Origin of the sequence: Vibrio jasicida CAIM 1864 = LMG 25398 (assembly GCF_000400365.1) — a bacterium.
In the GTDB taxonomy this organism is placed as follows: Bacteria; Pseudomonadota; Gammaproteobacteria; order Enterobacterales; family Vibrionaceae; genus Vibrio; species Vibrio jasicida.
In genome coordinates, this window is record NZ_BAOG01000016.1 from 47,097 (window position 1) to 59,466 (window position 12,370).

Below are 12,370 nucleotides of genomic sequence, written 5' to 3' on the forward strand. Positions count from 1 at the left end.
CAGCGGAAAGTATTCTCGATTCGCTATGACCTACAACCAAAGACTACTGATAGGTTGCTCTTCGCTGTAGTGATGGGCAATTTGGGCTTGAAGTAGTTCTGCTGTGGCGATTGCATCCGTTAACGCATGATGAGGTGTATAATCCGGCAGACCATAACGGCGACGAGATTGAGCTAAGCGCAATGACTTCGGCTTATTCCCTTTTAACTTGTTCCAAAGGCCGCCAGAGAGGCGCTGTTGAATGTCCTCTTCAATTTGCAGCGTATCCAATACAGGGAACTCGATGCCTTCCTTAATGCGCGCTCGCAGCGCTTGGTCGAGGAATTCGCGCTCAATACGACGATAGTGAACGACAACAATTTTGCCCGCTAAGCTTTCCAATAATGGTCCGAGGATCTCTCCTAAGTCGGGTGCGTCTATCAGCTCACTGTGTGTAATGCCGTGAATGATGACTGATTCTTCATCGAGCTTTTCTTGCGGTCTTACTTTCCAGTGCTTTGCTTGGCGAAGGAAAATACGATTAAGATTAAACGGCACCAAACCAATGGTGATAATTCCGTTCTTTTGCGGATTCAACCCAGTAGTCTCAAAGTCCAAGGCGACAAACTCTACCTCCGATAATGGTGTTTCTGGCGCAGGCAGTGCGGTGCTGTAGAAAGCGACCAGACGTTCATCCTTCGCGTTTTCTAATTTGCTTTGAAACTTGGTTGGCCATTGGACAAAAGGTTTTTGAAACAGCTTCTTGATCATTCCGTGTCTCACTTAAACTTACTGCTGGCCTGATAACGGAACTTGAGGAAGTTCTGACCATTACTCAAGATTTGGAAAGCATCCTTAAGATTACGTCGCTCAAAATCCGATAAGTTCTCTGGTTCGATGTTGTTATCCGGCTCAATACCGAGTTCAACATCGATGGCTTGGTGACGGATGCGAACCATAGAGATGAACTCCATTGCGTCCTTCAAGTCCTGCGCACGTCCTTTTGGTAAGATGCCCGCGTCAATGATGTCATCCAAACGCTCAAAAGAGTTTTGAGCTCGAGAACCTACCGCCAAAGAGTGAACACGAATCAAATCTACCAATGGTGCAGTACCACGACGTTTTAAGTTGATCGAGTTTTTGTGTTGACCATCTTTTTCCATCACGAAGTCTTTGAAGAATCCAAGTGGAGGCGTTCGATTTAAGGCGTTGCGAGCCAAGCAAGCGAGGAAGCGGTTATTCTTACGCGCGCGACGAACGATAAAGCTGGTCAGTTGTTCTGCCCATTTTAAGCGGCCATAAACGCCATCTAAGTCAAAGAAAATAGACGCATTCAGTAGCGCTTTCGGGTTAGGGTCATCAATCCAGTCTGCAAAGCACTCTTCCCATTGTGAGCGAGTCATACGCCATTCAGGGTTGGTTGCCATAATGTCGCCGGTACAATACTTGTAACCACATACGTTCAAACCGTCACTGACATATTGCGCCAGCGCTTCAAAATACTTGCCGTGCTTGTCTTCTTTGTATGTATCATCAAGGATGATGGCATTGTCTTGGTCTGTGACCAACAATTGCTCATCTCGACCCATTGAGCCCAGTGCTAGGAAGCAATAGGGAATGGGTGGTGGGCCTAATTCTTCTTCTGCCATCTCAAGCAAGCGCTGTTTGAAGCTGCGCCCGATCACTGACATCGCACTGCCAACCATGTGAGAGTTTGCGTCTTCATTTACTAAACGTACAAAGCTGCTTTTCACTTCATCGGCAACGATCGCTAAATCTTCGATGGTTTGTTGCTGGAAAATACTGCTCACCAACAACAGAGAGTTTTGAGATTCATAACGAACGATATCGGTGGCTTCAATAATGCCAATTGGCATCTGGTCTTTCACGACAGGTAAATGATGCACGTTATAGCGCAGCATGGTTAGCATGGCTTCATACACATAGGCGTTGTGATCGAGGGAAATAACTTCTGTCGTCATCACCGTTGAAACGTCATCTTGAGGCGACAAACCTTCGGCCAAAACACGGGTACACAAATCGCGGTCAGTAATAATACCAACGACAGGCGATTGCGGGTCATCTTCATCAAGAACAAATTCAGGGTCGACAATCAACAACGAAGAGACATTGTCTTGCGCCATAAGCTGTGCGGCTTCTTGAATGGTTTGGCCTCGCTCAATGGTCGGCGCATCGCGCGTCAGCAGTGTTTTTACTTTCGATGTCGTCAGATCATTCGCGTCATTATTTTCAGACACGGCTTGGCGTAGTCTTGCACTGTTTTCAACTTCGACAAAGTCGGCAAACGAGTCAAAGTTATCGTAAAGCTCTTGGAAAATGTCTTGCGGAATGCAGTAGAGCAGGGAGTCTTCGATTGCCTTTACTGGAAAGCGAACTTTGTTGTTAGTAAGAAGGCCCATTTGACCGAAAAGATCACCTTCATCGAGGCGGTTGTAGAGCTCACCTTTGCGTCGATAGACTTCAACTACGCCACTTCTTACCATATATAGGTCGTCAATTTGATCTCCTAAATGGATGATAGGGGTGTCCTGACGGTAGTAAGAGATCTCGATGTTCTCTGTCACTTTGATGAGCGTTTCTTCCGGAAGCTCGTTGAATGGGGGATACTTGGCGAGAAAGTTATATATCTCGAGAAGTTCTGCTTCCATTAAGGTGCCTTTTGGTTTGCAAGTGATAGAGTAATCTTAACTTAGTTTTAAAGCAGAATCTTATCGGATCACTGTTTTTCGTGCGCAATGATAAGATTCAGACAAGTCGCACGGCAAATCGCCATCAATTCGGCTACGCTGTCATCAAGATGCCGAATTAAATCAATAAACTGTAGTCGAACTAGAGAGCATAAGTACTTTTGGATGACACTCATGGAAGGAAGTAAAATGGTAAGATTGTTATTAGCTGCACCTCTTGTAGCATTACCTATAATGAGCGTTGCCTCAGAGGCAGAACAAGCTGCAAAATTTGGGTATGAACACATTAACCTCGACCTCGGCGCGGGTACGACCAACGAAGAATGGTTAGATAACTCGAATGCCACCACCGTAGGATTGGGTGGTAACTATCTGCTGACCGATAACTGGTTGTTTAATGTGGATTACTCCGCACAGTTTTTCCACCCAGACGACTTCACTTTGCGCATTGACCGTTTAATGTTTGGTGGTGGATACCGTTATGGTATTAACGAAAAACTGGATGTGTATGGCGTTTATGGGCTCGGAGCCATAAAAGCTAAGGCAACCGATGATAAGAGTGACAATACGATTTCATCAGAAAGCGAGTTTATCCAGGGCGTGACGATTGGTGCTAACTACCTGTTCAGTGAAAAATTAATGGGTACGGCTGAAGTGCATTTAAATCGAAGTGATATCGTTGATGAGAACAACTACAAGATTGCTTTCAATTATCAGTGGCATGATGTGATTGGTACAGGTTTGTACTATCAGTTCCGAGATACGGATTATCAAAATCAGAGCTCTGATCATATTAACGAAGTGGGCATCAGCTTTAAGTTCGTTTATTAGAGCAATGGTTTAATTACATCATCGGCTTGTGACGGTGCTGTTTGAAATGAAACACACAAAAACAAAAAGGTCAGCATGTGCTGACCTTTTCTGATTGTGCTTTCTATTAGCTAAAGCGGAGTTATAGAACTGCCGCAATGCCTTTACATAGAGGACCCATGTTTGACTTCGTCATGCCTGCTACGCTGATACGACCAGAGCCAACAATGTAGATTGCAAACTCTTCCTTCAGGCGGTTTACCTGTTCTTTAGATAGACCAGAGAATGAGAACATACCGTTTTGGCGCTCGATGAAGCTGAAGTCAGCGTCTACACCTTCAGCTTTCAGAGTTGCAACGAATAGCTCACGCATCTCTTGGATACGGTCACGCATTTCTGCTACTTCAGCTTCCCATTCCGCACGCAATTCTGCATCGCCAAGGATATGCGTAACGACAGCACTGCCGTGCGCAGGTGGGTTAGAGTAGATAGAACGGATGATCGCTTTCACTTGCGAGAATGCGGTTGTTGCTACTTCTTCTGATTCAGCAACTAGAGTGAATGCACCTACACGCTCGTTGTATAGGCCGAAGTTCTTAGAGAAAGAGCTCGCTACTAGGATTTCTTTGTTGTACTTCGCGAAAATACGAAGACCTTCGGCATCTTCTTCGACACCTTTCGCAAAACCTTGGTATGCAAAGTCAAATAGAGGCAGTAGTTTCTTGTCTGCCACTAGCTTCGCCAGAGCTTCCCACTCTTCAGCCGTTGGATCGATACCAGTAGGGTTGTGGCAGCAGCCATGCAGAAGCACAACATCGCCTTCCGATGCAGCTTGAAGATCTGTCAGCATCGCATCAAAGTCTTTGTCTTTCGTTTCTGCGTTGTAGTAGCTGTATTGTGCCGTTTCGATACCAGCAGCTGTGAACACGCCGTTGTGGTTTGCCCAAGTTGGGTTGCTGATCCAGATCTTCACTTCGCCAAGCTGACGTTTAATAAACTCGCCGGCAACGCGCAGAGCGCCCGTACCACCAGGTGCTTGAGCTGTTTTAGCTCGCTTGCTCGCAACGATTTCTGCGTCTGCACCAAATAGCAGTTTTTGTACTGCCAGACCATATTCTGCTGTACCTTCGATTGTTAGGTAAGATTTGGTTTTTTCAGTTTCAATCAGTGCTGCTTCGGCTTTCTTTACGGTAGCAAGAACAGGGGTTTCACCTTGTTCGTTCTTGTAAATACCAACGCCTAGGTTGATTTTTTCAGCGCGAGTATCTTTTTTAAACTCTTCAGTAAGTCCAAGAATAGGGTCGGCCGGAGCGGCAACTACTTTTTCAAACATAATCTTCATCCATGTTAATCGAAGGGGTCTGCTGACATTTATACCTTTCAGCAATATTCGTTACAACAGTTAGTGAAAAGAAAACTTAAAAAAGTTTTGATTTGAAACAGAATTCTAACATAAGCAAAGATTTTGCTATGAAAACCCCTCTTAACTGTGGAGTTAAGAGGGGGATAATTCGCTAAGCGGCGAGATCTTGAGCATCTTGATATTGATGTGCGATATGCTGAAACTGTGTTTCTACAGCAAGGAAAGCGTCGACAACTTGCGGGTCAAAATGTTTTCCATTTCCTTTAAGAATGATTGATTTTGCCTTGTCATGACTGAACGCTGGCTTGTATACACGCTTTGAAATAAGTGCATCATAAACATCTGCGAGTGCCATCAATCGGCCAGAGAGGGGAATGCTTTCACCCGAGAGTTGATTTGGATAACCACTTCCATCCCACTTTTCATGGTGTGTCAGCGCGATCTCTTTCGCAACTCGCAAAAATGAGCTACTTCCTAGCTGTTTTTCTGCGATTGACAACGCTTCGGCACCAATTTCAGCATGACCCTTCATGATCTCAAATTCTTCGTCGGTCAATTTACCCGGTTTGAGTAACACATTATCAGGCACGCCGACTTTACCCACATCGTGAAGCGGGGCAGATTTATACAACAGTTCAATGTAATTGGGAGTCAGTAACATGCGATGTTGTTCAAACTGACTTAAGTGTTCTGCCAGCACTTTGACGTATTCCTGCGTTCGCATGATATGCGCACCAGTTTCGTTATCGCGAGACTCTGCCAAGGCGGACAGGCTGACAATGGCAACATCACGCGTCGTTTTCACCTCGTCTTGCGAAACTTGCAAGCTGTCTAGCATTTGGTTGGTGAGGCAGGCCATTGAGCCTAGCTCATCATGTTGGAAGACCGGGAGGCGTTGAGCCACCTTACCTTGAGTGACTTCCAATAATGCTTGTTCTTGGCTAAACAAAATCTTCTGCATCAAGCGAGTCCATAACACCATGATGGCAATAACGTATCCCCCTACAACCAACGCGATATACACCAGTTCCTTGATAAAACTGATCTTGCCTAAACCATTGCTGATTTGTTCGGGGTTTTGCTCTAACCAATAAATGTCTTTTACTGCGACCATGGTTAAGATTGCGGTGAGAGTGATCAGTAACGCAATCATCATCCCGATCATCTGTTTGACCATAGATTGGCGTTGCCCTGAGAGGACAAAATCGAATTGGTTTTGCTGGCGCAAGTCATTAAATTGAGCCAATTTGCTTTGTAGTTGAAGGATAGAGCCTGTCAGGAAGCCAAACAATCCCATGCCAAATAGGACCTTTACATTGCTATCGAAAGTAAAGTCATACTGGAGGTTGTAATAAGCCGCGAAAGGGATGCTAACCGCAGTAAATAAAATCGTATCCAGCTTCGTTTGGCGGTTTTGTGCAATTAACGGGTGTGTTGCGAGAATAAAGTGACGCACTAAATAGATGAAGGTAAACACCACGGCGCAGTGCAAAATGACTTCGTAAACGCTGAGCGTACTGAGCATGGGGCAGACGCGTCCGCCATAGGTGCCAAAAAAGAATGCAGCGGCCAAATAAAGTTGCAATGTTAGCGGTGCGTTGTAGTTAGTATTCGCCATGATTAACCTTTCTAAGATCATCCTCAACATCATTGTCTTCGCTCTTGGTTGCGCTTCTAGAGAGGAATTTGGTTATGTTATCGATGCTGTTGATTGATCTGTCACTTGTAAAATCAAAGACCTGCGATTCTAGCGATAGATTTCATTAAGCGCTATAAGGACAGAGAAAGGGAAACGGGGTGCATCTTTAACTTGAAAGTAAAACCGCAATTAGACGCTGCCTAAAAGGGACTTCATTGATCTGAACAGGCCAGCGGAGAGATGATTGCATGAACATCGATATTTCTAGGTTTTATAAGGTCTGATGATGTATTTACATAATTTATTTAAAGTTGCGTTCTAATTATCTTTCTCTATGTATTTGTTCTTCCTGTGTTGCGTTTACCTCGAAAAATCCGAAAGGTTAAAAGTGCCTTTAGGAGACATTTCTTTCCTCAAAAGCTCTTTGTTGATGACGAAGTTTCGGTAGAAAACAAAAATCGGAGCCAGTGCTCCGATTTTTATGTGCGCAATCTAAGTCGACTTAAGGCATGTACATGTCATTGAGCTTTGACACTTCTTTGTGCTTTCTACGTTTGATGAAGTAGTTAGAAACCACACCGAAGATCAAGACCAGACCACAGAAGCCGTACACTTGCATGATAGTCGGATCGCTTGAGACAAAACCGAAGTCTGAAAACATCACGTAAGCGCCCAATACCATGTAGATGATGACCGCTGATGCTTCAAATCGGAATGACCATGGCGTCACATCGATATTCTCATTCACTGGCATTACGTAGTTTGTATCACGCGGCATGAAGTGACCAATCGCAAACATCAGAGCAGTACACACGACGAATAGAATCGCTAATTGGTGTAGGAAGTGGATTGGTGTACCAAAGACCAACTGCATTGCAGCGTAAGAGCTAACAAACACGACCAAAGCAACTTTAGCGGCAATAGCAGGAACGCGTTTTGAAATGTAGCCCACAAACACGATAGTGAAGATAGGCACACTAAAGAAGCCCGCAACCATTTGTAGGTATTGGAACAAGCCTTCCGGTGCGTACATGATGAAAGGGGCAATACAGACCGAAATGATCGCAATGATAACGCCGAAGATACGACCTTTACCGACCAACTCTTCATCCGATTTGTCTTTGCCAAATAGTGGTTTGTAAACGTTCAACGCAAACAAGGTGGTTGAGCTGTTCAATACGCCGTTAAAGGTACTTAGGATAGCGCCGAACATGACCGCAACGAAGAAACCAACAAGCGGCTTAGGTAATACTTCGTTCACCAAGCGTGTGTACATCGTATCTGGGTTGCCCGCATCTGCGCCAAACATATGGAACGCAATGATGCCCGGAATGATTAGGAAAAGTGGAGAGATAACTTTAATTGCACCCGCCAGAATCACGCCTTTCTGACCTTCTTTGAGGTTTTTCGCGCCAAGTGCACGTTGGATAATAGATTGGTCAGTACCCCAGTAGTACAAGTTCACCAACAATAGACCTGTGAATAGGGTAGAGAACGGCAGTGGATCGGTCTCTTTACCGACGGATTGCAGCTTTTCCGGTGCGGCGGTCAGCAATACGTCTAAACCTTCCGTAAAGTTACCGCCGCCTAATGCCATCAGACCAAATACAGGGATCATCAAACCGCCGGTGATCAAGCCAACGCCGTTGATCGTGTCTGCAATTACCACGGCTTTTAGACCGCCGTAAATCGCGTAGAAGAAACCCAACAAACCAATAGTGGCGGAAATCAGGGCGATAGAGCTGAACTCTGAAATGCCCAGCAAAGCTTGCACATCAAAGATTTCGCCCAGTACCACAGCGCCAGCGTAAAGAGTGGTAGGTAGAATGTTGATGACGTATTGGCACAAGAACAACAGGGTAACGAACTTCTTCACCGACATGTCGTAACGGCTTTCTAAGAAGTCTGGAATAGTGGTGATGCCTTGCTTGAGGTAGCGAGGAACAAGCAGCAGCGCAATGATAACCAGTGTAACGCCAGAGGCCACTTCCCAGCCCATCACACTCATGTTGTGGGTGTAGGATTGTGCACTCATGCCAACAAAGCTGGTGGCACTCAGGTTGGTCAGAATCAAGGAGCTGGCAATCAGACCGCCTGTTAAGCTTCGTCCACCAAGGAAGAAGCCGTCTTGAGAGGTGTTTTTATCGTTTTTAACTTTGCTGTAAGTAAACACCACAACAAAGCCTGTAAACAGCAAGAACGAAAGTAATACTGTAATAGACATTTTGTTTCCTTAACAAGTTAAGCAATTAAGTTTTGCTTGTTAGTTGTAGGGTGTCCCTCTAGCGCGTATAGGAGTGTTTTATCAGGAACAACGCGAAGTTGAAACCCGGTCGCTAGAGGGCACAGGTAGAGGTTTAAATTTTCTTAAGATGAACAATGAGCGCCGATTCTGGATCGAGAATCGGAAGCGTCACCCCAATTTCCTTTAAGTTATCGCCACTTAGTGTCAGGGTTTTGTCTAGCCATTGCGGACGTTGTTTCATCAACTGGAAACTGGTTTTTGGCATTTCAACAATCTTGACTTCGTAACGGGCGTTTTCATCCACACCGCTAACGCGAAGTGGAGATGGCAGCGCATGATTTGGCATTGCCAACTGACACACCGTAATCAGCATTTCTTGTCCGTTCTCAACGCCATAGATGTTCTGGTTTTGATCGGCAGGATCGATGCGGAAAGTACGTCCAGAATGAAGCAAATCGCGATACTGTTTGTGCAGTTGAATGTAATGAGCAAACGCTTGTTTTTCTTCCGCGCTTTCTTTTACTGGATCGAGCTCCACACCCATGTGACCACTTAACGCCGTCACGCCACGCATGTTGATCGCATGGCGACGATTGGTTGAGTGACACTCTGCAGGACCAATGTGAGCGCCCATGACTTCAGGTGGGAAGAAGTAGCTCATACCACGTTGAATCGCTTGACGTTCCAGCGCATCGTTACAATCAGAAGCCCAGAAACGGTGAGTGCGTTTAAGGATTTCAACATCAATACGACCACCACCCGATGAACAAGACTCAATTTCAACCGCAGGGTGTGCTGCTTGAAGCTCGTCTAGCAAGCGGTAAAGCGCTTTCGTTTGACCATGCACAGCAGGTTTACCTTGATGCCCAGGTTGAACCAATTCACGGTTCATGTCCCATTTCAGGTAGCCGATGTTGTAACGAGTCAGTAAGTCATTCAAACGCTCAAACAGGTAGTTGAAGCAATCTTGGTTTTGCAAATCCAACACGTATTGCCAGCGGCCTGAAGGTTGGTGGTAGCCTTGCAGACTTAATACCCAATCTGGGTGCTGGCGATAGAGATTTGAGTCTTGGCTGAGCATCTCTGGCTCTACCCAAAGACCAAACTCCATGCCTTTGTTGTTTACGTGCTCGATGACAGGCTCAAGACCATTCGGGTACTTCGTTTCATCCAAGTACCAGTCACCAAGCGCTGCGCGTTCGCCATCACGACCAATGAACCAACCATCGTCAATGATGAAGCGCTCGACACCCATCTCAGCAGCTTCGGTTGCCATCTGCATGATGTATTCAGGTTTGTGCTCGAAGTAGATGCCTTCCCATGTGTTTAAGTGAACAGGGCGAGGTTTGTTGTTTGGAAATTGAATAATATTGGCACGAACAAATTCGTGGAATCGCTCTGATATTCCATTCAAACCCGAGTTACTGTATGTCGCATAAAGCCATGGTGATTGGTAGGCTTCACCGCTTTGTAGACGCTTTTCACCAGACAGTAGCAGTTCACCAGCTTGAACAAAGCGACGACCGTCACTGCGAACATCGGCACGAAGTTGGTGGTTACCACTCCAACCAAGATGGAAGCCCCAAACTTGCCCCAATTGCTCACTAAAGCCATTAGTGCCCGCGAACAAACCTGGGAAGTTTTCGTGAGAGGTGCGACCGCGACGGTTTTCTTGCATAAAGCCACCATGCTCAAAGCTCAAACGCTGAGTTTGAAACTCATGACACCAACGCCCGTGGAACGTCATCAGCTCGTTTGCATGGTTAGGAAGTGGCAGGGTAGAGGAGAGCTTACCCAAGCAATACTCACCGGCTGTCGTGTTTTTTACTGTGATGCGTTTTTGTACCACGTCACTGTTAAAGTCCAGTTGTAGCTCAATCAATAATTCAAGACCCGCAATGTCATCTTGCAGAGTAAATGTCGCGCTGTTGTCATAGTGCTCTATCGATGTGGTTGTGAACACGGGAGCCCAGTCTTCGCCATTGCGATGCCCTTCAATCCCAGGCGCATTAAAGTGACCGCTGCCCAACTCAGGACAAAGTGATAAGGGTACGTCAACATCAAGGCGAGCCTGCGAGATAGGACGCTCGGTTGAGAGCATTAAATCGGGATCGATCTGAGCGATCTTTGCGCCCCAATGAAGGATTTCAGGAACACGATCCACTTTAATGATCATGCTGTGATTCTTGGATTTTAAGTGAACAATTTTTTGCATTCTGTTTCTCTGTTTTCGCAAACATTTAATCTGCAAATAATCATGCGCTTGTTTGGTTTTATTTCGATTGAATAGCCGTTTAAATGTGACTTTGAACAGGTTTTAGAACGTGGTTTTGTGTGCTAGATCTGCTGTTTTCGGGAACATTTTTTCATGTTTTTTACGACATTGTTCACGAGAACATTCGAATGAATTTGGTAGAGTGAACAGTAAATCAGAATAGGAGAACGCAGTGGCAGTTACGTTTAAAGATGTTGCACGGTTAGCTGGAGTATCGACGCAAACCGTGTCGCGCGTAACCAACGGCGCGGATAACGTCGCAGAAGAAACACGAAAGCGAGTCAACGACGCAATCAAAAAGCTTGGCTATGTGCCGAACAAAGGGGCACAAATGTTGAGCCGAGCGAAGTCGCGGATCATCGGTATTGTTTCTTTGGATATCTCACTGCACGGTGTGGCTCTTATTGCTAATGGTGTTCGCAACCAAGCGCATGAGATGGATTATGCGACGGCGCTGGCAGTGTTAGGTGACAACTCCATTGAAGAGTTCCGTAGTGCAATCCGAGAACTCATTGCCCAGCAAGTTGATGCCATTATCATCAACGCCCCGGTGACCAGAGAGATGGCAGAGAACCTAGTGGAGCAGTTCAGTCAGCTCACGCTGGTTTTTATTGATGTTCCCGAGGGGACGCCCGTCAATTCTCTCAGTTGTGACCATAAAGCTGGGGCAAATTTAGCGATCTCTCATTTGATCGAACATAAGCGCGAATCCTTCTTGTGTATTTCTGGCCCCAAGGCATCTACGGCTTCTCAGATTCGTTACCAAGAATGGCAATCACAGATTCAGCAACATGAATTGGTGCAAGCGGCATACTATGAGGGAGATTGGCAAGCAGCCAGTGGCTACAACGCTATTAAAGACGCCGTGTTAAAAGGTGTGCCTTTTGATGCTGTATTGGTGGCGAATGATCAGATGGCGCTTGGCGTGTTATGCGCGCTTTCGGAGGCGGGTATTAATGTACCTAAAACCGTCTCTGTGGTTGGGTTCGATGGCATTCAAGACAGCCAGTTTTTCTCACCCCCTCTGACAACGATTAAGCAAGATTTCAATGAACTTGGACGTAGGGCGGTCAAGTTAGTACTTAGTCAGATGGAAAAAGGGCAAGGCGTTGTGTCAGAAGTATTGCCAATCAGCTTGGTTGAACGACAAAGCACATCAGCAAAGGCGGACACGCTTTATGACAAGCAAGAAATACTGACGCACTTAGAGAACATACGTCGTCTATTACCTTAGTTGAACTGTTAATGAATTTTGCCGTGGTTACAAAAATGTATGGTCCGCCCCGTTATTGCAACTACAATTTAGTAATAACGGAGTTGGTTTGCGCTAATGTATTCGGAGTCCACGTTG

General features: G+C 45.7%; 8 protein-coding genes. 2 read left to right on the top strand and 6 right to left on the bottom strand.

The window, feature by feature from the left end:
* Positions 1–30: 30 nt before the first annotated feature.
* Both VJL_RS04795 and VJL_RS04800 read right to left on the bottom strand, forming a co-directional pair.
* On the bottom strand, positions 31–750 hold the full coding sequence (locus tag VJL_RS04795) for a 3'-5' exonuclease (RefSeq protein WP_081634911.1): 720 nt from the start codon (positions 748–750) through the stop codon (positions 31–33).
* 8 nt (positions 751–758) lie between these two features.
* The gene (locus tag VJL_RS04800; RefSeq protein ID WP_038876094.1) at positions 759–2,648 is read right to left on the bottom strand and encodes a DUF294 nucleotidyltransferase-like domain-containing protein; all 1,890 of its coding nucleotides are present in this window, start codon (positions 2,646–2,648) and stop codon (positions 759–761) included.
* 228 nt (positions 2,649–2,876) lie between these two features.
* Between VJL_RS04800 and VJL_RS04805 the strand changes: the two genes are divergently transcribed.
* Complete coding sequence (locus VJL_RS04805) at positions 2,877–3,518, top strand: outer membrane beta-barrel protein (RefSeq protein ID WP_038871763.1); 642 nt, start codon at positions 2,877–2,879, stop codon at positions 3,516–3,518.
* Between the two features lie 121 nt (positions 3,519–3,639).
* On the opposite strand, the gene VJL_RS04810 is transcribed toward VJL_RS04805, so the two are convergent.
* The 4 genes from VJL_RS04810 to VJL_RS04825 all read right to left on the bottom strand — a co-directional run bounded on the left by VJL_RS04810 (position 3,640) and on the right by VJL_RS04825 (position 10,959).
* A complete protein-coding gene (locus tag VJL_RS04810) occupies positions 3,640–4,830 on the bottom strand; it encodes an amino acid aminotransferase (RefSeq protein ID WP_038871761.1) in 1,191 nt (396 codons plus the stop codon).
* A 181-nt stretch (positions 4,831–5,011) separates the two neighbouring features.
* On the bottom strand, positions 5,012–6,478 hold the full coding sequence (locus tag VJL_RS04815) for an HD domain-containing phosphohydrolase (RefSeq protein ID WP_038876104.1): 1,467 nt from the start codon (positions 6,476–6,478) through the stop codon (positions 5,012–5,014).
* Positions 6,479–7,001: 523 nt separating this feature from the next.
* Positions 7,002–8,723 carry a solute:sodium symporter family transporter gene (locus tag VJL_RS04820; RefSeq protein WP_038876096.1) on the bottom strand — a complete coding sequence of 574 codons (1,722 nt, stop codon included), beginning with the start codon at positions 8,721–8,723 and terminating at the stop codon, positions 7,002–7,004.
* Positions 8,724–8,856: 133 nt separating this feature from the next.
* Positions 8,857–10,959 carry an alpha-galactosidase gene (locus VJL_RS04825; protein ID WP_038876098.1) on the bottom strand — a complete coding sequence of 701 codons (2,103 nt, stop codon included), beginning with the start codon at positions 10,957–10,959 and terminating at the stop codon, positions 8,857–8,859.
* 232 nt (positions 10,960–11,191) lie between these two features.
* Here VJL_RS04825 and VJL_RS04830 point away from each other — a divergent pair, with 232 nt between their 5' ends.
* Entirely contained in the window at positions 11,192–12,253 is a 1,062-nt protein-coding gene (locus VJL_RS04830) for a LacI family DNA-binding transcriptional regulator (protein ID WP_038876100.1), read from the top strand.
* Positions 12,254–12,370 lie beyond the last annotated feature (117 nt).

Excerpts from the sequence above, each read along its gene's own strand:
- VJL_RS04820 (WP_038876096.1), bottom strand. The coding sequence starts at position 8,723 with ATGTCTATTACAGTATTACTTTCGTTCTTGCTGTTTACAGGCTTTGTT.
- VJL_RS04825 (WP_038876098.1), bottom strand. The coding sequence starts at position 10,959 with ATGCAAAAAATTGTTCACTTAAAATCCAAGAATCACAGCATGATCATT.
- VJL_RS04805 (WP_038871763.1), top strand. The coding sequence starts at position 2,877 with ATGGTAAGATTGTTATTAGCTGCACCTCTTGTAGCATTACCTATAATG.
- VJL_RS04795 (WP_081634911.1), bottom strand. The coding sequence starts at position 750 with ATGATCAAGAAGCTGTTTCAAAAACCTTTTGTCCAATGGCCAACCAAG.
- VJL_RS04810 (WP_038871761.1), bottom strand. The coding sequence starts at position 4,830 with ATGTTTGAAAAAGTAGTTGCCGCTCCGGCCGACCCTATTCTTGGACTT.
- VJL_RS04800 (WP_038876094.1), bottom strand. The coding sequence starts at position 2,648 with ATGGAAGCAGAACTTCTCGAGATATATAACTTTCTCGCCAAGTATCCC.
- VJL_RS04815 (WP_038876104.1), bottom strand. The coding sequence starts at position 6,478 with ATGGCGAATACTAACTACAACGCACCGCTAACATTGCAACTTTATTTG.